The sequence below is a fragment of the Marinobacter sp. 2_MG-2023 genome (assembly GCF_030546935.1).
Lineage (GTDB): Bacteria > Pseudomonadota > Gammaproteobacteria > Pseudomonadales > Oleiphilaceae > Marinobacter.
The window spans coordinates 98,944-118,617 of the sequence record NZ_JAUOPH010000001.1; the positions used below are offsets into that span (position 1 = coordinate 98,944).

The 19,674-nt window shown below is 54.3% G+C and carries 18 protein-coding genes; 1 reads left to right on the plus strand and 17 read right to left on the minus strand.

The window, feature by feature from the left end; all coding sequences use genetic code 11:
• Positions 1 to 14 precede the first annotated feature (14 nt).
• Positions 15 to 1,769 (minus strand): amidohydrolase family protein, encoded by a 1,755-nt coding sequence (locus tag Q4501_RS00510; protein WP_303593258.1) that lies wholly within the window; start codon positions 1,767 to 1,769, stop codon positions 15 to 17.
• Between the two features lie 51 nt (positions 1,770 to 1,820).
• Entirely contained in the window at positions 1,821 to 2,141 is a 321-nt protein-coding gene (locus Q4501_RS00515) for a TraR/DksA family transcriptional regulator (RefSeq protein ID WP_303593260.1), read from the minus strand.
• A 152-nt stretch (positions 2,142 to 2,293) separates the two neighbouring features.
• Between Q4501_RS00515 and Q4501_RS00520 the strand changes: the two genes are divergently transcribed.
• Positions 2,294 to 4,093 carry an alpha/beta hydrolase gene (locus Q4501_RS00520; protein ID WP_303593262.1) on the plus strand — a complete coding sequence of 600 codons (1,800 nt, stop codon included), beginning with the start codon at positions 2,294 to 2,296 and terminating at the stop codon, positions 4,091 to 4,093.
• A gap of 70 nt (positions 4,094 to 4,163) precedes the next feature.
• Here the strand turns inward: Q4501_RS00520 and Q4501_RS00525 are convergent, their stop codons facing one another.
• The 15 genes from Q4501_RS00525 to Q4501_RS00595 form a co-directional block, all read right to left on the minus strand.
• Entirely contained in the window at positions 4,164 to 5,153 is a 990-nt protein-coding gene (locus Q4501_RS00525) for an AgmX/PglI C-terminal domain-containing protein (protein ID WP_303593264.1), read from the minus strand.
• Positions 5,150 to 5,656, minus strand: a complete 507-nt coding sequence (locus tag Q4501_RS00530; protein WP_303593266.1) for a biopolymer transporter ExbD — start codon at positions 5,654 to 5,656, stop codon at positions 5,150 to 5,152. The genes Q4501_RS00525 and Q4501_RS00530 overlap by 4 nt, the downstream gene beginning before the upstream one ends.
• A complete protein-coding gene (locus Q4501_RS00535; protein WP_303593268.1) occupies positions 5,653 to 6,174 on the minus strand; it encodes a biopolymer transporter ExbD in 522 nt (173 codons plus the stop codon). Before Q4501_RS00535 ends, Q4501_RS00530 begins: the two co-directional genes overlap by 4 nt.
• A gap of 24 nt (positions 6,175 to 6,198) precedes the next feature.
• Positions 6,199 to 6,930, minus strand: a complete 732-nt coding sequence (locus tag Q4501_RS00540) for a MotA/TolQ/ExbB proton channel family protein (RefSeq protein WP_303593270.1) — start codon at positions 6,928 to 6,930, stop codon at positions 6,199 to 6,201.
• Positions 6,931 to 7,068: 138 nt separating this feature from the next.
• The gene (locus Q4501_RS00545; RefSeq protein WP_303593272.1) at positions 7,069 to 7,374 is read right to left on the minus strand and encodes a hypothetical protein; all 306 of its coding nucleotides are present in this window, start codon (positions 7,372 to 7,374) and stop codon (positions 7,069 to 7,071) included.
• Positions 7,375 to 7,389: 15 nt separating this feature from the next.
• A complete protein-coding gene (locus Q4501_RS00550; RefSeq protein WP_303593273.1) occupies positions 7,390 to 7,977 on the minus strand; it encodes a tetratricopeptide repeat protein in 588 nt (195 codons plus the stop codon).
• On the minus strand, positions 7,964 to 10,960 hold the full coding sequence (locus Q4501_RS00555; RefSeq protein ID WP_303593275.1) for a tetratricopeptide repeat protein: 2,997 nt from the start codon (positions 10,958 to 10,960) through the stop codon (positions 7,964 to 7,966). The genes Q4501_RS00550 and Q4501_RS00555 overlap by 14 nt, the downstream gene beginning before the upstream one ends.
• On the minus strand, positions 10,953 to 12,941 hold the full coding sequence (locus Q4501_RS00560; protein WP_303593277.1) for a tol-pal system YbgF family protein: 1,989 nt from the start codon (positions 12,939 to 12,941) through the stop codon (positions 10,953 to 10,955). The genes Q4501_RS00555 and Q4501_RS00560 overlap by 8 nt, the downstream gene beginning before the upstream one ends.
• The gene (locus Q4501_RS00565; RefSeq protein ID WP_303593278.1) at positions 12,938 to 13,483 is read right to left on the minus strand and encodes an AraC family transcriptional regulator; all 546 of its coding nucleotides are present in this window, start codon (positions 13,481 to 13,483) and stop codon (positions 12,938 to 12,940) included. Before Q4501_RS00565 ends, Q4501_RS00560 begins: the two co-directional genes overlap by 4 nt.
• Before the next feature lie 19 nt (positions 13,484 to 13,502).
• Entirely contained in the window at positions 13,503 to 14,609 is a 1,107-nt protein-coding gene (locus Q4501_RS00570) for a DUF3570 domain-containing protein (RefSeq protein WP_303594321.1), read from the minus strand.
• Positions 14,610 to 14,649: 40 nt separating this feature from the next.
• Positions 14,650 to 14,886 carry a DUF4266 domain-containing protein gene (locus Q4501_RS00575; protein ID WP_303593280.1) on the minus strand — a complete coding sequence of 79 codons (237 nt, stop codon included), beginning with the start codon at positions 14,884 to 14,886 and terminating at the stop codon, positions 14,650 to 14,652.
• 20 nt (positions 14,887 to 14,906) lie between these two features.
• The gene (locus Q4501_RS00580; RefSeq protein ID WP_303593282.1) at positions 14,907 to 15,404 is read right to left on the minus strand and encodes a TlpA disulfide reductase family protein; all 498 of its coding nucleotides are present in this window, start codon (positions 15,402 to 15,404) and stop codon (positions 14,907 to 14,909) included.
• A gap of 17 nt (positions 15,405 to 15,421) precedes the next feature.
• A complete protein-coding gene (locus Q4501_RS00585) occupies positions 15,422 to 16,081 on the minus strand; it encodes an outer membrane beta-barrel domain-containing protein (protein WP_303593284.1) in 660 nt (219 codons plus the stop codon).
• Positions 16,051 to 16,800: an SH3 domain-containing protein gene (locus tag Q4501_RS00590; protein WP_303593286.1), complete on the minus strand. Its 750-nt coding sequence runs from the start codon at positions 16,798 to 16,800 to the stop codon at positions 16,051 to 16,053. Before Q4501_RS00590 ends, Q4501_RS00585 begins: the two co-directional genes overlap by 31 nt.
• Before the next feature lie 20 nt (positions 16,801 to 16,820).
• On the minus strand, positions 16,821 to 19,481 hold the full coding sequence (locus Q4501_RS00595) for a hypothetical protein (RefSeq protein ID WP_368496892.1): 2,661 nt from the start codon (positions 19,479 to 19,481) through the stop codon (positions 16,821 to 16,823).
• Positions 19,482 to 19,674 lie beyond the last annotated feature (193 nt).

Genomic DNA, 19,674 nt, shown 5'->3' on the forward strand with positions numbered 1-19,674 from the left:
AATAATGCCTGAACTCAATCGCCAGAGCGATATCCGGCAGGCAGAAACCGGCCAAAACCGGAACTCTTGCCAAGCTCAGAGCCAAGATCCCCCTCCGTCACCGCAAGCCGACCGTTGATCAATACGTGCTTTACACAGCCAGGCACCCGATTGACCATTCGGTCGAGGTCAAAATTTTCCATTTCTGCCCATTCGACGTCCTCCAGGTTCTGGTCGAGACCTTTTGGATCCAGCACGGTAATATCTGCGCGGTCACCCTCCCGGATACGACCTGCTTCTATTCCGAACCAGTCCGCCTGCTCGCCTGTCAGGCGATGCACCGCCCGTTCAAGAGACATCACGGGCTCGCCCTCTTCCACGCTTTCGAGAACCAGCTTGAGAAACCTTAAAGGCAGGTTGTAAAACGCCATATTACGGATGTGTGCCCCTGCATCCGAAAACGTGATCAGAGCATCAGGCTGGGCAACCATTTTACTTAGCCGATCCTTACGATGATTCCCTACTACGGTATACCAGCGCAGTGCACGCCCGTGGGTCACAACCATATCGAGGAAGAAATCCACCACGTGGATACCGCGCTCCAACGCCAACTCAGCGAAATTCTGGCCAACCACACTATGGTCCGGGCAATCGAGAATAACGGCATCACCAAAATCCCGCTGCCAGACTCGCGGCGAGAGTTTTTCCCGATAGAACTTACGGAATTTTCGGCGATACGCTTCGTCTTTGAGCAGTTCATTTCGTTCAAGTTGGTCTCGAAGATCCAGCGCCATCTCGCCAGCACCGAACTCCTCAAACAACACTATGTCCATGCCATCGGCATAGACCTTGAAAGGGGTAGGTAAAAGCTGCCAACGAAAATTTCCACCAAAGCTGTTTGCGATCCGGCTCACCAGGCTGGCCATGGGTCTGACCGTTGGGTTGCCCTTAAGATCAATCATCGCAATGAGGGTTGTTTTCAGCGGTTTGCGCAACCAGCCCAGGGTTTCCCGAAGATACTGTGTCACCTGTAAGGGGTTAGCGGCATTAGGCGCACCCTGATGCACACGGTCATACCGGCGCAGCAGACGATTAAGCCGGCTGACTTCGTTCCAGCGGGCATAGGTGCTGGGCAAGCTCTTGGACCATTCCCTGTCACCATCTACCTTGTCCCATTTCAGGCACATGGTCGATAAGCCCAGAAAACCTTCCTGCAACGCCTCTTCCAGCAGGTCTTCCATCCGCTGCTGTTCCTGTGGGCTCGGTTTTACTTCCCTATCTGTTGCCCGGTGCAACCCCATCACTGCTGTTCGAAGGTCGCTGTGACCGAGAAAACTGATTACATTGGGCCCCAGAGGGTGATTCCGGATAAAATCGACCCATTGCTTTGGCGTGCTCCAGCTCTTGTGCGCCTGCAGAATCGGCAACACTTTTTCCCGCGGCACTGTTTCGACCCGGGTAAAAATGTCTGAGGCATCTTCCGCCGCCGAACACACCATACTGAGAGAGCAGCTGCCTATCAGCACCGTTGTTACACCATGCCGCACCGACTCCGAAAGCGCAGGAGAAACCAGTAATTCGGCATCATAGTGTGTGTGGGTATCCAGGAATCCCGGCGTTACCCAACAGCCACTTGCATCAATAACCCTGCTCGCCAGGGCAGGGTCCGGCTCCTCTTCAAATACCCGAGCCACCCTGCCATCAAGAACCGCAACATGAGCAATACGCGAGGCGGCACCCGTACCATCGAAATAACGCCCTCCGATAATCAGCGTGTCATACTGGCTCACAGTGTTTGACTCCTTTTTTATTTTTATTGATTTTTAATTCTGAAAATCAGTCTAACCTTCTGCACATGCAACGCAAACGGTGGTGTAAGGCAGTACCTGAAGCCGTCGAGGATCAATAGTTTCACCACAGACTTCACACTCGTCACCCACGCCATGCTCAATTCGTTCGAGTGCTGTTTTTATCTGACTCAGTTCGGCCCGGGTCTCTTCTTCAAGCGAATCAACGACTTCATCGTTCTGTGTCTGCTGAGCACGTTCCTCGGAATCCTTGTCCAAAGCGCCTTCTTTGCGCTGCTGATGGGCTTCATAGCGTTCCAGCCGAGCAGTAAGATCGGCTCTCAGGGTTTCAAGCTCTGCTTTGCGATTACTCATTTCACATCTCCTGGTGTTTCAGACCTGTCGCGGACTCCATATAGACAACATTAGCGCCTAAGCCCTTCGCGAGATTGATGTTCGTCACAATTATGGCAATGTACTCAGGAGAGAATAGTACTTTACCCGCAATCAGAACAAAGGAGCTGCAAATGCTGGGTCTGAACAAGCTGGGAAAAACCGCTAATCGGTTAGTCAGTACATTTGAAACAAAGGTGCGCGACGGGCAGCAATACCTCGAAAAGTTGGTTGGAGATACCGGCGTTATGGATCACGCGAAAATCTCTACCATGTCAGAAATGTCAGATGCCTATCGCACCATGGCAAAAGACCTTCTGCTGAACCCGTGGCGCTTTGTAGGAGCAGAGCTGGACCTGGCCCGTAAACACGCGGATCTAGGCTCTTACACTTTCTCCCGGCTGACCGGGGTTGAGAAAGACCCGGTTGCACCACCAGATATCGATGACCGGCGTTTTAACGCGGAAGAATGGCACAAACACCTGCCGTTCGATGTATTGCACCAGGCCTACCTGATTAACTCCCGCGCTTTTCTGGATTGGGTAGAGAACATGCAAGGCGTTCCGCCTGCAGGCAAGGAACAGATGCTTTTCTACGCTCGCCAACTCACGAGCGCGCTGGCACCCTCCAACTTCCTGGCATCAAACCCAGAAGCTCTGAAAATAACCTGGGAGCGCAAGGGTATGAATCTGGTTGATGGCGGGCGACAGTTCATCGATGATTTCCGCCAGAACCCGAAACTTTTCAACGTCGGCATGACCGATCGATCTGCATTCGAGGTTGGCGAAAATCTGGCAACCACGCCTGGCAAAGTAGTCTTCCAGAACGATTTGATACAGCTCATCCAGTATACGCCGACCACGGAAACCGTCAGCAAGCGACCCTTACTTATCGTGCCGCCCTGGATCAACAAGTATTACATTCTTGACCTGACCACCAAGAAATCCTTTGTTCAATGGCTTGTGGATCAGGGGCAGACAGTCTTCATCATATCCTGGCGCAATCCCGGGCCTGAGTTTAGAGACAAAGGCTGGGACGACTACATGCTGGAAGGCCCGCGGGCAGCCATGGATGCTGTCACAGCCGCTACCGGCGAAGAAAGGATGAACCTCCTGGGATACTGCATCGGGGGCACTCTTTTGGGCTCCACCCTGGCCTGGTTGAAGAAGAAAGGGAAAGACCCTGTTGTCAGTGCTACTTACCTGACCAGCCTGCTGGACTTCTCCGATCCGGGTGGCATTGGCGTGTTTATCAACGAGCACTCAATCCGTGGCATAGAACGGATGCTGGACAAAAAGGGCTACCTCGACGGCCGTGCCATGGCCTTTACCTTCAACCTGTTACGGGAAAACGAGCTGTTCTGGTCGTTCTGGACAAACAGCTATCTCAAGGGAAAGAAACCTGCAGCGTTTGACCTGTTGTACTGGAATACCGATGGCACCAATCTGCCCGCAAAAATGCACAGTTTTTACCTGCGGGAGATGTATCTCAATAACCGCCTGGTAGAGCCCGACTCTCTCAGCTTTGCTGGCGAAAGCATTAACCTCGCGGAGATAGAAGTCCCGTCGTTCTTTCTTTCAGCGCGTCAGGATCATATTGCCAAGTGGAAGTCCACCTACAAGGGTGCACTGGTTCATGGAGGGGATGTGCATTTCGTACTGTCTGGCTCCGGGCATATTGCAGGCGTCATAAACCCTCCGTACAAAGAAAAATACGGCTACTGGACAAATGACTCCATGACGCCGGATGCCGATGAGTGGCTCGAAAATGCGGATGAGCACGCTGGATCCTGGTGGCCACACTGGCTGGAGTGGATTCAGCAACACGCAGGTGAACAGGTTGCCGCCAGAATACCCGGGGACGGCAAGCTTGCCGTGCTGGAGGACGCCCCGGGGAGCTATGTTCGGGTAACGGCGGCAGAAGCCGCCAAATAAGCTTCAGACGAAAACAAATGCTGTCCGGCACCAACGGCTTAATCTCAGGCCGTTCGCCGGACAGTAATTATCAGCCAGACAGCAGTTCAATCGGGTAACGAATCGTCGTCTGGTCGACCCCTGGCCGGGCACCAAAGTCTACAAGCCGCAGACGATTACAGATCTTGTTCTCCAGGCCAGGCTCACCCAACGTTGACTCAACCACAGAACACTGCGACACGGCACCACTGGATTCGATTACCAGCTCAGGCGTAATACTGCCCTGAAGCGATGGCTTGCGACGAAGCTCCCGGTTGTAAATGCTGTAGATAGCCGATTTATTGGCATCCATTGTACGTCGCAACTCTTCTTTGCTGCGTGTTCGGGAAGCGGTTTCCTGCTTCTCGCGGCGGACGGCCTCTTTGACCTCGGCAACACGCTCAGTTTCTGCAACTTCCGTTCTTTCGCGCTCTTCCAGAACGACCTGACGGCTCTCACGCTCAAGTGTTGCGTCACTCACACCAGCACTGCGCTCATTTGTGGTGGCGCGGGCTGCCAGCGTGTCCGCTGTTGATTTCCGGGTAATGGATTTAGCTGTGCGCGTAACCGGCGCGTCAAGCTTCACCGAACTGGCCAACTCGCTAAGCTTGGACAGTTCATTGCCCATCGCAAGAATTCCCGTGCTCTTGGCTTTTTCACGAGCCTGGGCGACGGCTTCGGGTTTGGGCTTTTCCTTCACCTCGGGTTTCGGTGGCTCAGGTTTCGGCTTTGGTGCGGGCTTCGGCTCTGGTTCCGGTTCAGGCTTGGGCTGTTCAACCGGTTTCTCTTCGGGTTTTTTCTCAGGCTCTGGTTCTGGCTCGGGCACAACCGGTTTAGGCGGTTCTTTTTTTTCAATAACCAGCTTGGCCAGCTGCGGAGGCAAAGCCTCGCGCTCCTGCCGGTCCCTCTCCGGCAAATCGATCCAAGTGATGTAACCTGCAAAGATCACGAACAGCGGCGCGACAACCAGCGCCACGGATAGCAAGCGCCTGCGCTCGCCCCGCTCGTGACTCCAGGGTAATCCGTACCGGTAATCCGTCATGCTCCGGCCCCCTCTTTTGCACGCTGGTTCACCGCCAGAGATATACTTGCGTATCCAGCGTCCACACAGGTAGACATAATTTTCTTGAGCAAATCGTAGGGAAGTTCACGGTCTGCCAGAATGGTAATCGCCCGCCCTGCCTCGGGCTCTGGCTGGCCTGAACGGCTGGCTTGATAGTCCAGTTCCTGTTTCAAACCTGGCTCAACCTGACCATCCAGTGCTTGCAATACATCGCGTTTGATGACCACGCGCCCGTTTACCAGAATATCCTGGTCGGTTACGGTCAGCGCGAGCACATCGCCGGGCGGCTGCACCGCTGACGAGTCTGGTAACTTGATGGAGCTGTTCTGGTTGAGCACCTGCACGTCAGATGAAGAATTTACCATCAGGAAGAACACAAGAATCGTAAAGATGTCCATCAGTGACACCAGGTTCATCTTGCTCTGATTCTTGTTTCGTCTGTGGTGGCGCTTCAGGCGGCGGGCTTTTGCAGATTCTTTCATGACTGCCCCCCTTCTTTCAGCGCCTCTCCAGCCTCTACTGTCGGCGCATCGCCCAGTGAGATTTCAGGGAACAGTTCCGCCTCAACCAGGTTACCGGCGACTACCGCATCATAGGAGCGAACCGTATCCATTACGGAAACCAGCGCCTGATATGACGTTTCCTGCGAGGGCATGATAATAATATCTTTCTTATCAGGAACTCGGCTTTTTATCTCTTTCATAACGTCTTTGAGCGCAACGAAGTCATACTCGCCATCGTTCTGGGCAATGGCCTTGATGACCCCACCCTGGTTATCAGCGACCACCAGTCGGTCCGAATGGATAACCACCTGTATCTGCAGTTCTTCAGCCTGATCCGGGGTAAGGCTTTCACCCGTTGGGAAGTTGAGCTCCAGAACGCTGGTGTGAGCAAACACCATATTCAAAAGCAGCACCGGCACCAGCACAATCATAAGGTTCATGAAGGGCGTGATATCGAGATCCGGCTCACTCTGTAATCGACGATGCTTCCGTCTCATAGCCTGAAATCCTTCAACTGATTATCAGGCCGGAGTACGGGCGGTAGCGCCTGCGAGAGCGCCGGACGGCGCTGCAGACGAAGCACTGGGTGATGTAGCCTGCCCTGCTGATGCAGAACCAGGACGCGTGCCAGAACCATCGCTGAGCAGGTTGAGCACTTTAATGCCCGCCATTTCAAAGCTGTCGACAATTTCATTGGTTTTGGTTTGCAGGACAGAATGAATCAACAGCATAGGAATAGCCGACATAAGACCGAATGCAGTGGTGTTCATGGCCACTGAAATACTCTGGGAGAGCAGGCTGGCCTTTTGCGCAGGGTCTGCAGCTGCAACAGCGGTGAATGCTGCAATCAGGCCGATGATCGTACCCAGAAGACCCAAAAGTGTTGCAATGTTCGCTAGTGTTGCGAGGTACTGGGTCCGCTTTTCAATGCGAGGCATAACATCAAGCAGACCCTCTTCCATGGCGTACTCGATGTCTTCACGTCCCTGTCGGCGAGCCAGTCGCTGCAAGCCAAAACCGATCATTGTTGACATGGCAGTGCCAGATTCCTGGGCGTAATTGAGTGCACCTTTGAAATCTCGCTTTGCAATCATCTGATGAAGGCGATTGAAGTCTCTGCGATTCGTGATCTTCTGGGCAGACAAGTATACATATCGCTCAATGGCTACAATGAGTCCGATAATCAGCACAACGGCAATCGGAAACATAAAAAAGCCACCTTCCTGAAAGAAGCGAACGGCGGTATCGATCATTTTCTAGGCACTCCATGGTCCGGTTTTTGAGTCAGTCTAAGCGCTGCTCTACCCCAAAGGGGTTAAGTTTGCGGAAGTCTTTGTTGCGGTTTGTTGTAGTTTGCACTCGGGCACAGAAACACTGTGACATACGTCTCACTAATTACCCTGTTTCACTTCAACCGGTTCGCTACTGAACGCCTCATGGTAGCGGACAAGTCTTTGAAATTCGTAGCGCTCCAGAGGTGAGAAAGCTTGTTCAACCATCAATTGCTCGTCTGGCGCCCGGAGTTCATCAACCTCCGGTGGTTGCCAGGGCACTATGTACATCACCGTAGGTACCTCCTGGTCGCCCCGAATGCGGGTGCCCTCGATGGTAACTATCCCTGTCTCCTGGGCTTGAGCTGCCGGCAGAGCAACCCATGAAGCAAGAGCCAGCAGAACTGACTTACCCAGTTGTCTCATGATCGGCTCCTTACATCAGATTCTGTTTTTTGCATCGAATATCCAATCGTCCAGCCTCGGATCGGGCTCGACGGCAAGCGCTTTGTACTGTTCATAAAGCAATAGCGCCTGCTCTGGTTCTCCGAGGTAAATATCCAGTAAAAACGCAAGGTTCAGAAGCGCAGGCAAATATTCCGGATTCGCCGCGAGGGCCTCACTGTACCGCTGCCTGGCGGTTGGGAAGTTACCGGCGTTACGCGCAATAACGCCGAGATGATTGAGCGCAACCGGGTGCGCCGGATCAAGGGCAAGCACCTCATTGAATCGCAACTGGGCCAGCTCGATATCACCCTCTTGAAACGCAAGCACGCCCAGGTTCACCAGCGGGCCGGTGCGTTGCGGATGTTGCGCCGCAATCTGCTCAAAACGGTTCCTGGCATCTTCGGTATCGCCGTTTTCCATTAATACGACGGCTTCGGAAAAGGCTTGCTTCAGAAGTGCTTCCGATTCCTCTGTGGCGTCTGCCATATTATCCGGTGTGTTTGATCGTTCCGGCCCCAGCGCGCAGCCAGACAGTACCAAAAGGCTCAGAACCATCGCATTCAGCTTTTTATCCCAGATCATGAACCGCTCCGGCTGTGACTTCGGGTTTGTTGTAGCGGCCGGGCAGCAAACGACGCAACGACTCATAGCTGCGCTTTACCCACTCATCGAAGATACCTTCACGGGCACGTCGGATATTCTGTTCATGAATATCAATGGCACTGTCTTCGAAGGGATAAGCCTGTTCTTCAAGCAGCAACTCGTATTGGGAAAGCTCCAACTGACTCAGGCCCTCCGGCCGCTCGGAATCCATAAGATCGGCACCGAGACGGCTATAGATATGGGCGATCTGATAGCCTGCTTCCGTTGAAAATGACGATAGCCCGTAACTTGCCGTGGTTTGATAGGCCTGCACAGCATCTTCCAGCGCATCTGTTTTAGCCACCATGCTCTCGTTCAGGGGTAGTGTCAGTCGGATACTGTCATAGTAAGACAGCGCTTCCCGGGCGAAGGTGGCGGAGGCTGATGCTGCCAAGTAGCGCATGCGATCATCTGCAGCTTCAGGGTTCTCATCAACTTTTTCCATCTGCCTGCTTAGCCAGAAATTACGGCGCTCAATATCGCCACGAGACTCGTAAAGCTCCGCCAGCCGGTTAGCAGCTTCCATATATTCAGGTGCCGGATCCGGGTAGTTATTGGCATATTCGCGCCAGGTATCGATTGCCTTGCCGTCGTTTCCGGCCTGATCATAGAGCTCGGCTGCAATCTGCAGATTCTCGCGCCGCTCTTCTGGCGTGGTCGCCATGGCAACCATGCGATTGAGCTCGTCGCCGGCTTTTTCCCACTGCCCGGTTTCCCGATAGGCGAACGCCAGCTTTGCCGGAACCGTATCAACCAGCTCGTGTTCAGGGAAACGTGAACGGAAGCCCGTGAGTACCTGTATGGCCTCATCCCAGCGCGCTGCGCTCACTAACAGAGATGCTGCGTCATATTGGGCATTGGCATTCAACACAGATGCTGGCGCTACCGCCCCCACCCGCAAATACTCACTGACAGCTGCGTCAATATTGCCCGCCTCTGCCAGTTGCTCTGCCTGGCGGAATACAGACGCCGCCATGTTTTCCTGTATCCCCGGCCGCCGCTCATCCTCAACGGACATCATGGCCAGAGCGTCTCGGTAGGATTGTTCGGCCTCACCATAACGCGCAAGCTCAAACTGGCTGTGTCCTGCCATCAGCAGCGCCTCTGCAACCAGAGCCGGGTCTGCAGCCGGCTGCCAGGTTGCCAGCCGAGCGGCCATAGGAATGACCTCCTCCAGGTTCTGCTGATCAAATTCCCGCTGCAGGGCTATGTAATACACTCCCGGAGCGCGGGGGTCCTGCGGGAAGGCGTTCACGAATCTCAGGCGATTGAGTTGTTGGATTTCCTGTAGGGCGAAGAGATCAGCGCTGGTTTCATTCAGCCAGGTTTGCGAGTACTCACGAAATGCCAGAACCGAGGCATAGCCAGCCTCTGCGGCCCGCTCCGATACTTTGCCGGCAGCCGGATAATCATAGGCCACGCGTTCAAATGCCTGGATGGCATCCGGCCACTCCTGCAATTCGATGTAGGTTTCTGCCAACAGAAACAAGCGCTCAGGAGTGCGGGGATGATCCGGGAACGTAGCTGCAAATTCCGCATAATAAGAAGCAGCCTGGCGATAGTGTTCATCCGCTCCAGGCCCGGGTTTCCTGGTGATGCCAGGTTCACCATTCCCGCTCTTCGGGATGCTTTGCTGTTCCTTTCTGGCTTCGCCTGCCAGCAAATAATGGCGATCTGCCAGTTCCGGCAGCAGGATTTCAAGCTGGGTTTCGATGTAGGCCAGAGTCTCGGGTTCAGCCTGCGGCCAGTAAGCACTATAGATCCCGTAACGCTCGATAAACTTAGCCTTGCGATCAGGAATGACTTTCTGAAAGCCTGCCAGCTCAAGAGTATCGATTATCCGCATGTGATAGCGCGGGGCCCAGGGGCTGTCCGGATGCTCGTCAATGTATGCCTCAAATACCTCAACGGCGTCGCTGTAGCGCTCACGCTCGATCAGCAGCTTGCTATAGCGGTCGTAAACGAGGACTTCATAGGGTCGGCTACCCGTCTCCCGAAACAGAGTTTGCAAAGTCTCTGCGCCGTCAAGATAAGACAGTGAGAGGCCGACAACCCGGAACAAGTCTTCCGTGAGCGTCTTATACCGCTGGTCGGACGCTTCTGCATCCTGTGCACCCGGCATAATCAAATCCAGCACTTCGACGTAGCTGAGTAGTGCCTGCTGGTAATTACCTTGCTTGAACTGGCTCCAACCCTTCATGTAATAGGCATTCATCAAAAAGGTCGGATCGGCGCTTTCTTTGCTGCTGGCGCGTTCACCACCGGCGGAAGCAACCTCATCAAAAGCCTGCTCTGCCTCAGCATATCGCCCATTGATAAAGAGAATATCAGCACGCCGGAACTGAGCTTCGAGCCAGTAATCCGAATCCGGATACTGTGTTACCAGGGTATCCAGAGCAACCAGCTGTTCGCCGGTCATGCCGCGCAACTCCCAGGCTCTGGATAGCTGATAGTAAATCTGGTCGTTGCCCTCACGCTCAGGATATTCCGCCAACAGGTTGGTGTAGGCCGCAATCGCTCCGGACAGATCATCTTCTGCGGTGTCTGTCATGATGCGCTCGGCCCGCGCGAACTCGAGGTCGGCGAGACGGTGCCGGATGGTGACCTGCTTGACGGGGTCATCCACCAGCGGAAGTAAATCCCGGTAACTGCGCATCACTGATTCAAGGGAAACGGCCTCCTGCAGACTTTCATCAGGTTTGCCCTCCACCGCAACATGATTTGCCTCACTCTTCGTGCCTGCCGTACCTATAGACGCCAGAGTTCCGGGCCGCGCTGCTGGCATTTCGTCGTCACCCTGCCCCCACCCAAGTACCTGGCATCCTGTAGCCAGCAGCGCACAAAACACAGGCACCAGCATTTTTGCCGGAGCCAAAGCTGAGCGCTGGACGTGTCGCAGAGTTTGGAGAGGCATTTTAATCATTAGCAGCCTCCGCACTCTGGCCTTCCCGAAACAGATGATCCGCCAGCCGCGCCTGGGCATGTCGGGATGCAACCAGGTAGCGACGTAGCTCACTGCTCTGTTGCTCAAGCGCTTCATCCAACCGACTCATCAGAATGCCCCGCGCCTGCTGCAATGCACCTTGCACCTGGGCTTTCAGTTCCTGAAGTTCGGTAGCTTTGCGGATCAGCCGGCGGGCAAGTTCGTCATGCTCCGCGTCCCCTGAAATCAGAGCTTCGATAGCAGCTCTTTGATTCCGAAACTGTTCCATTTCCCGGTTCAGCTCGCGCAACTGTTTCTGGGCTTCCCAACGATTGACGCCGTAATCGTTCGCCACTGTCCAGTCGAAATAGGCTTGCATCCGCTCATAGCTCGCTCGCTGTCTGGCCGTGTTCTGATCAACCGGAAGTTGCGCGAGCGTCGCCGCAACTTTAGTCAGCCGCGCCTTCAAGTCTTCCTGTTCCGTTGTCATGAAAAATTCAGCGTCTTCTCTGGCAAGTGCGGATTCAATATCCGTACGGAATGAATTCTGTGCATCCACCCAATCGTCTGCTTGCTGTCGCTCAAGCTCATAGCGTGCTTCACGGCTTCGGCGTTCGCGCTGTATCTTTCGTGTCTCGAGCATGGCTTCAAAGGTGCTGAGCTGCTCCTCCCGCTGAGCCAGCAAAGCCTGCATCCGGTAGAGTTCGTTGAGTTCCCCCAAAGCCTGCTGGAAGGCTTCTGTTGCGAGCACCTCCGAAAGCCCGAAATCAGCAGGCGTTACCCGGGGGCGCCCATAGGCATCGGTAATAATGTCATCGCTGTCGCGGAGAAAACTCAACCGCGCCATCAGATTCTCTTCGGTCAGTGCCCGCCGGGCTATTATCAGCTCCTCTCCCCGGTTTTCGTAATGTTCAGCAGCCTGCGTAAACGCGTTCAGCGCCCTGCGCGGCTGATTCATCTGTTCCAGCACATAACCTCGGGCATAAGGAACCTGCTCTCTCCAGGCTAGAAACAGCGTGCGCTGCGACAGGGCATCAAGTGCATCGAGAGCCCGCTGCATCCGGCCCTGACCGGCGGCAGCGACCGCATAGTCAAACAGGGCTCTGTCGGAAAACACTCCATCCAGAGGCATAGCGCCCAAGAGTGCCAGGGCATCATCAAAGCGGGAGTCTCTAAGGTAGAGCCTGGCAAGCGACAACCGGCTTTTATCCAGTAACGCACGATGCTCGGCAACCAGGTCTTCCTTTGGATCCTCATCTTCCATATCGGCAATAAGGGTGTTCAGACTTTGCTGTGCTCCCGTGACATCTCCGGCGGCAATCTCACCCATGGCCAGGTTGTAGCCCAGGTAGTGCGCCCATAAGCCTGATTTCCCTAGCTGCTGTCGCAGGCTCTCGACCAGAGCATTATCACCGAAGGCGTCGGATTTCATGGCTAGCCGGGCTCTCAGATAAAGCCATTCCGGGTAAAGCCCTGAATCACTTTCTTCGAAAACATCTGCATCTACTCGCTGAAGGCTCTCAAAAGCTGGGCCCTGCTCTCCTTCGAGATAGAACACTTTTCCCAGATAAAACCAGGCCTGGCTTCGCACATCAGGCGTCAGGCTTACACGCGGTTTTTTACTATCAGTTTCATCGTTTTCCGCGGTATTCGTTTCTTCAAGCAGTCGGGTGAACAGGTCGCTAGCTTCACGGGTCATGCCATAAGAGAGCATAAGCCCGCCTTCGACTAGTTCCGGGTAGGCGCCATGGCCAACGATGCCGCCGCGCTCTCGCGCCACATCCAGCAATGTCAGCGCATCAAAGGCATCGCCCTGGTAATAGTTGTATAACACCCAACCATATACCGGATCGCCGGCCCTTTCCGGAGCGTCGTCAGCAGTTAGTGCCGGTGCGCCAAGCATGAACGCTGCGGCGGCTGCCAGGCGCACCGCCAAACCGGAATGAAATACCCTTGCGATCAATGCCACAGGTCGTGTCACTCCCACTCCACGATGGAAACCATGGGCTGATAATCTGAGGAACGATCCTGAATACGAATCTCCAGAGCAGCGGTGTCAGTGCCCTTTTCAAAAGCCAGGCTCGCTGCCTGCTTATAGGCACGATTATCCGGCCCGATACCCTCCACAAACGCGGTTACCTCATGGGTACCGGTTTTCAGATTGCCGATAAACAAGCGCTGCATGCCGCCACGCTCAAGGGCTGACACCTGGCGATCTGTGTAAAGATGGGATGCCACAATATCGCCGTTCACCTTCAGCTTCACTGCGTCCAGTTTGAGAAACTCACCCGCATCAACACTGAGGAATACTGCAAATTGGGTGCTGGCCGGGAATAGAAGGTCTTCTTCCAGAATGAAAAGATCCCGATTAAGGCCGATGACTTTCTTTTTCAGGTCCTCTACGCGTTCCGCAACGGCCTGGCTGTCCTCAGCCGTGCCTGACTCTGCGTGCACCGCTGCACTCATGAACAGCATCATTGCTACGCATGCACCAGCCAACAGGGTTTTGAAAAAATCCGTCATAATCATGTTTCCTGCAAACTCAGTATTCGAGAATCAGCGATGCTCTGGTAACCAGCGCATCGAATGAGTAGAGAGGCTCTTCGCCCGGTAGATAGCTACCGCTCGCTGTGACATCCCGGAAGTTGTCATAGTCAAAGTTCAGCCAGTCCAGCAACAAACTGACCTGCACACGTTTGATGCCGGGCAACGAAGGCTGCTTCCATTCGTAGACGGCGCCGGTTGCCAGAGTTGTGCCCGAAAGGGAACTTAACTCTTTATCCCTTGCCAGGTGAGTCTGCGAGTTTTCATAAGCGTAAAGATCGCTGTAGAAGTCGGCCTCACCCTGGCGGTAATAGCGAATCGAGCCCTCGAGCGACCAACGCTCATTCAACGCATGCACATACCCCAGTTCTAAGGTGTGGGCGCTAATCCCCCAGGTGTCACTGAAATACCGGTATTCGCCATGAACCGATGCCCGATAAGGTAGATAGTAAATCGCCCGGGCAGCCACCGAGGTGCTGGTTCTGGTTTCCGGATAACGCTCTGGTTGATAGAGAAACGAGGTGGCGTCATTAGGGTCCAGGTAGCGGTTCTGACGGTATGGGTTCTGCAGGAAACCTTCGTCTGTCACCACCTCCAGGTCCAGGCCAACCAACATGTTTCGGGTGAGTACCTGGCTAAAGCCCAGCTGGTAATTTCTACGATCGGCATCTTCGTTAAAGTTGGAGTTGCCAATCTGGCCGACCTCATCCCAACCGCTCGCATAACCAAGAGTAACGGTCGACATGCCACCGAAGAATTCCTGGCTAACCGTAAAGTAGGCAGTATTTGCTTCGTAATCGTTCTCTGAGCTGTTGGTAAAGCCCAGACTCATGATCGCGCGATCGTAGAGATAATCGACACCGAGGGTGTATTCGGTCCGCTCTTCTGTATAGGCACTGGCCGTTGCAAGTACGTCGACAGAAGCCGCCGACACCGTATCCACATAGTATTGCCCGGTCACGGATACCTGAGGCCCGGCACTCTTGCGCACCAGCACTGAGGGCCCATCAATCACCATACCGCCGCCGTCGTAGCGATGGTAAAGCACATCCACGTTATCGACCGGTAAGGTAGCGGCCTGCGTAAACGAACAGAAAACCGCCAGGGTAAGAAAAAACCAGGCCGCACGCGCCGGGCGTGAGCGATCAGTTACAACCACAACCACCTCCGGCTCCACCTTCTGCTCCACGGGCGGACTCCCGTGCTTGGTAAACATGGTGCATGTAGGAATCTGCCTTACCATGGCGGCTCAGGTTCATCACCGGATCAGCCAGCCGATCTCGCTCATAAGGCTTCACCCAGGGCTTTACAGAACTGCAGCCGGAGGTTGCTGACACTAACAACACCAACAGCAACGGGATGATGATGGTTGATTTGCTCATAACGCCTACCTGCCCCGGAATCACTCTCGCACCAGTTCCCTGATCTGGGTTTCATACTCGTCTTCGTAACCGGGCTTATAACCGTAATGAATGTAGCGGGCCTTGCCGTCGCGATCGATCATCACGGTTGTCGGCATGGCGGGCACTTCGTAAAGCTCGCTTACAGAGCTTTCCGGGTCGTAAAGGATCGGATAGTTCACTGGTACTTTATCCAGAAAACGCAACGCCTCGTCGCGGTTCTCGTCGACATTAACCGCAAGAATCGTGAAACCCAGATCCTGATAGCGACTGTAGATATCGTCCATCAAAGGCATTTCCTGCCGGCATGGCCCACACCAGGACGCCCAGAAGTTCAGCATCACCACCTCACCACGGTGATCTTCAAGCCGAATATTGTCTCCGGAGCGACTTTCCAGCGTGAAATCCGGGGCCGGGACGTTTATAGCGTCCCCCTGGGCCGTGAATGCTGCGCCCGAAAGGGCGAGTGCCAATGCAATGGCTGTAACCGGGTTGTTCATTTCAAAGGCTCCTGTACTCAGAAAAAGACCGACAATCCGGAACTGATTTCGGTATTTATAGACGTCTTCTCGGGACCCACTACATCAATGCGATAGTAGTGCTGGCGCACACCCAGATGAATCGCAACACTGTCTGTCAGCAGAATCTGATAGCCGGCGCCGACATTCACGGTGAAACGGGTATCGCCGGCAAAATCAGTGGCGCCCGCTCCGGCAATCAGATAAAAGTTGGTGTTGAAGGCATAGTTTTCGGTAAGAAATGCCTCACCAGGCAAGACGTTATAACCGAGATTGATGTTGTAATAGCTGTAGTCGCGCTCACTGTCAGTCAGTACCTGCACGTTGCCAGCCAGATTCTCAAAGCTGGTTTCACCGCCCTCCGCAAAACCGATTCCGGCTTCGAAAAAGAACGACTCACTCAAGTGATAGGTGAGCTTGCCACCGTAAACCATTGATGATTCGAAATCTTCGATATTGAGCACCCCTACAAAGGCTCCTACCTCGAAGTTCTCCGTATCAATCAGCGCTTCGTCTACCGGCACCGGTTTTACATCCGGTTCGATCAAAGGCCGGTCATCACGCTCTGTCTCATCAGCCGCAAAGGTCTGAGGCGTAAACGTCATGATTTGTGCCAGGCAAAACCCGGTCAGAAAAAGATACTTAGTCCGATTTTCCATTCTGTCGCTTCTTCGTTGGTTGATCGGCTGGTAAAGACTTTGTAGTCCTTGAACTCGGCCCGGATAAAATAACGATCTGTGATGTAGACACGCAGGCCCAGGCCTGCATGGCCAATAGGGTTGTCACGTTCCTCAGGCTGAGCGAGCGTCGCTTTCGGATCCACCCATATATGGCCCACGCCAAGAGTGAAAAACGGTGAAACCCGCCAGTGAGGAAACGGTTGGTGCACAAGGTTGGCGTTCACCATGAGTATTTCCGAGGCGCTGCCCAGCACCTGTGAACCCCACAATTCTGCGGCCAGATTGGGTGTGAACCACCAGCCTCCATAACCAGAGGTTACCGAGGCCCCTTCAAACTCACCCATCATGATCCCGGTTTCCAGGCTCCGGGTACTGAATGACTCCAGATCCGGCACCTTGAGATCGACAAACTCACCTGTTGCGTCCCGGGTTTGCGCAATAGCCGCCACAGCCACCCAGCCTTCGCGACCTTTTTCATCCCGGACTTTCATCCAGCCAGTCTTGCGCTGTAGAAGCGTGAGCCATTCACCCTGTTCGCTGCTGTGAAAAACCGGATACCCCACCGCCGGGCCAGTTCGCCACTCAACGAAAGGCTCCACAACCTGAACCAAGGAAGCGGGTTCATCCTCACCCCACAACCAGCCGGCCCAGGCAGTTACAGGTAAACAGAGCGTCAGTATCAGAAAGGCAATGGGCATGGTTCTGGTATCAGTCCTGATCAGTCTTCCGGGGCGTCGAAGGGGTTGTTGTAGTACTGGGCGCCTATGTCGAGCCATTCGTATATGAGGCGGAGTTCGGCAGCGGACAGGAAATCCTCATGTGTTCCGCCGGGGGCAAATACAGCCCGGAATCGGGTACTGGCCAAAGCGCCATTCACAGACATGCTTTCTCTGACCGCAACCGGCGCAAAAATGGGCGTTGGCAGACCAGTTACTTCATCCAGTATCGGGTCTCCATTTTCATCTCTGAGGACATCCCCCGTATCAATCATTGTGTCCACCAGCACACCACCTGGAGTGAGCTCCTGCTCGTTATCCGGAAACAGCAGTTCTCGATAAGCCTTGAAATGCAATGGCTCGGCGTCTGAGGGACCATCTGTGAGATCCAGTTGTGCAGCCGCCACAGCATCGGCGCCTGCCGCATCACTGTTGGTATGGCAACCAGTGCAAGTGTAATCATCAATCACCTCTTCCTGACCGGCGACCATACCCAGAATTTCCCGATTCAGGCCCCAGAGCGGATGGATGTGCGATTCATAATTGATAACCGTGCGGCAATTGGCGGCCCAGTCGTTTTCGCACACACCGGAAATCGGCTTTGGAGTATCCAGTTCTTCGTATGCCAGAGAAAGATCCGCAACGCTGTTAGCAAAATCGACCCATTCATCTGCAAAGTACACTGGGTCAGGCGATGGCTCGCGGATACCGTTTACCCGGGAATAAACTTCGGCCATGGTCTCGCCTATATCAGCGAACAGTGTTGAATCTGTGTTAGGGAAAGGTGCACCCGTTGTGCTCGCGCCCGACCAGACAGGTGCCGGGCCGGCGCCCGGTCGGCCATGGGGGACAGGCGATCCGGCGTCGTGGCAGCCCTGACATTCCAGGGTTTCGCCGGGGCGAACCGACAGCCAGTTCTGGTGCCGGTCACTGGTTCGTCGGCCCTCGGCATCCAATACACTGACCGCAAAGGCAACGTTCGCGGGCACAGCTACTTTCACTGAGCCATCTGGCTCAATCGGGACGTAGCCCAGAATTTCCCGCATGAGCTGATTGCGACTGCGACCAAAGGCGCTGTTATCAAAGTCGTATACATTCTCATCGGGCATGGATACCGGTTTTTCCAGGCGTAAAAACCTTGCGGGGCGCTCTGCCGCCGTAGTTTGGACAGGGTCGGCAGTTGCTGCAATCCCATTCGGAGCCGTATCTACGCCATCCATGTCATATACACTTCGTATATGCAGAATACCGTAGCCTTCGTCGGCCAACTGTGCAGCATCATCAACAACCTGGGCATCGGAAATGAAGCCTTCCAACGGGCGCTCACGCATCAGCAAAGCCCCATCAAACTGCTCACCCTCTGAAGGCTCCACCACGGGCCGTTGAGTACCGCTTGCTACATCCAGTAGCCAAAGACCATAAACCGGGGGCGCGGGAACATAGTCAGCAGAAACCAGGCGTTCTTCTGTGCAGTTAACGATCCGGTTTGATGAGACCTCTGTGAGCCTGCAGGGCGTCCAACTTACGAGGTATCGACCAGTGCTATCCATCAATGGTGATATAGACCCGTAGCGGCCCTGCAATGAAAGCTCACCGTCAAGCGAAATACCTGAAATCAGAGGGCGCTGCCCCGAACCGGCGCTGCCATCAATGCGCAACCCTGCTTCAACATAGTTTTCAATATCCACCAATGCTGGAGCCGACGCATAGTCGTCGCTTTCAAACGGGCGCAGTTGCACCAACAAATCGCCAGACTCGGTCTTCCGGGACTTCAGGTACTGAACGTTGTTCGCCCCCTCCACGGAATCATGAGAATTGCGTCCATATAAATAAGTAAGCCCGGTTCCGTCGGGATTCACCTTATAGAGATTGACGCCATTGTTACGGGTCTGACCCGCGTTGTCCCAACGGCTGAATACAATACTGCCATCGTCAGTAACCAGTGGATCAAGGTCGTGACTCTGGTTGAACGTTATCTGCTGAATATTTTCGCCGTCGTCATCCATGGTGTGAAGCACGAATGCAGGCGCATCCCGGTTCTCGTCAAGGCCGGCAAACTGGCCCTTGCCCTCATCCAGCAATACCGCTTTGGAGATACGTTGCCGGGTGGATGAAAACACAATGCGGCCATCGGGCAGATAGGCGGGCGCCACATCCTGACCGGCTTTGGCCGTTACGTCTGAAACGATAATTCTGCGTAACAGATCAGTTGTACGATCATATTCCCAAATGTTCCAGGTGGGCTGATCTTCCTCATCGGCGCCTTCGATTTCAGGTGCCCGCATGGCAAACAGAACGCGTTCACCATCATGGGAAACGTGCAGGTCTTTTACGTCGTAACGAAGGCGGCCAGAGTCGTCGAGAAACCCTGCGCCGGAAAAAGCTCTGGAGGAGATATCAACAGCGTCAGCATCTATCGCCGCACTGGACTTCAGAAATAGACGCGCCCCCGGACGAAACCCCGAAGGATCTGCCAGGTTATCTTCAATCAGCGCTCCGCTGTTGTCGTCGAAAAGTAATGGCCGCTTCACATAGGCAACCGGATTCTCAACCACCACGGGATCCGCTTGCTGGCTGTCAGTGCTGGACAGACAGCCGGTAAGTGCCACTGCCATGCTGAGGCAGAGCAGTGACCTGATAATCTCGCTCGGTTTATGAGGCACGTGCCCTGGCTCCGCTAAAAAAACTACGTAATTGCCCTGCGGCGAATGAAATTCATGACATAAATTAAGTCTGTGCCGCACTATAGCTCTACGGGTTTTACGTAAGTAAATGTAACTACGTGGCGTACCCCACAAAAATCCATATTAATTGCAAGTATAAACTATTAACAATTGTCAAATTGGCCTATTGTGC

Excerpts from the sequence above, each read along its gene's own strand:
- Q4501_RS00515 (WP_303593260.1), bottom strand. The coding sequence starts at position 2,141 with ATGAGTAATCGCAAAGCAGAGCTTGAAACCCTGAGAGCCGATCTTACT.
- Q4501_RS00520 (WP_303593262.1), top strand. The coding sequence starts at position 2,294 with ATGCTGGGTCTGAACAAGCTGGGAAAAACCGCTAATCGGTTAGTCAGT.
- Q4501_RS00525 (WP_303593264.1), bottom strand. The coding sequence starts at position 5,153 with ATGACGGATTACCGGTACGGATTACCCTGGAGTCACGAGCGGGGCGAG.
- Q4501_RS00530 (WP_303593266.1), bottom strand. The coding sequence starts at position 5,656 with ATGAAAGAATCTGCAAAAGCCCGCCGCCTGAAGCGCCACCACAGACGA.
- Q4501_RS00535 (WP_303593268.1), bottom strand. The coding sequence starts at position 6,174 with ATGAGACGGAAGCATCGTCGATTACAGAGTGAGCCGGATCTCGATATC.
- Q4501_RS00540 (WP_303593270.1), bottom strand. The coding sequence starts at position 6,930 with ATGATCGATACCGCCGTTCGCTTCTTTCAGGAAGGTGGCTTTTTTATG.
- Q4501_RS00545 (WP_303593272.1), bottom strand. The coding sequence starts at position 7,374 with ATGAGACAACTGGGTAAGTCAGTTCTGCTGGCTCTTGCTTCATGGGTT.
- Q4501_RS00550 (WP_303593273.1), bottom strand. The coding sequence starts at position 7,977 with ATGATCTGGGATAAAAAGCTGAATGCGATGGTTCTGAGCCTTTTGGTA.
- Q4501_RS00555 (WP_303593275.1), bottom strand. The coding sequence starts at position 10,960 with ATGATTAAAATGCCTCTCCAAACTCTGCGACACGTCCAGCGCTCAGCT.
- Q4501_RS00565 (WP_303593278.1), bottom strand. The coding sequence starts at position 13,483 with ATGACGGATTTTTTCAAAACCCTGTTGGCTGGTGCATGCGTAGCAATG.
- Q4501_RS00575 (WP_303593280.1), bottom strand. The coding sequence starts at position 14,886 with ATGAGCAAATCAACCATCATCATCCCGTTGCTGTTGGTGTTGTTAGTG.
- Q4501_RS00580 (WP_303593282.1), bottom strand. The coding sequence starts at position 15,404 with ATGAACAACCCGGTTACAGCCATTGCATTGGCACTCGCCCTTTCGGGC.
- Q4501_RS00585 (WP_303593284.1), bottom strand. The coding sequence starts at position 16,081 with ATGGAAAATCGGACTAAGTATCTTTTTCTGACCGGGTTTTGCCTGGCA.
- Q4501_RS00590 (WP_303593286.1), bottom strand. The coding sequence starts at position 16,800 with ATGCCCATTGCCTTTCTGATACTGACGCTCTGTTTACCTGTAACTGCC.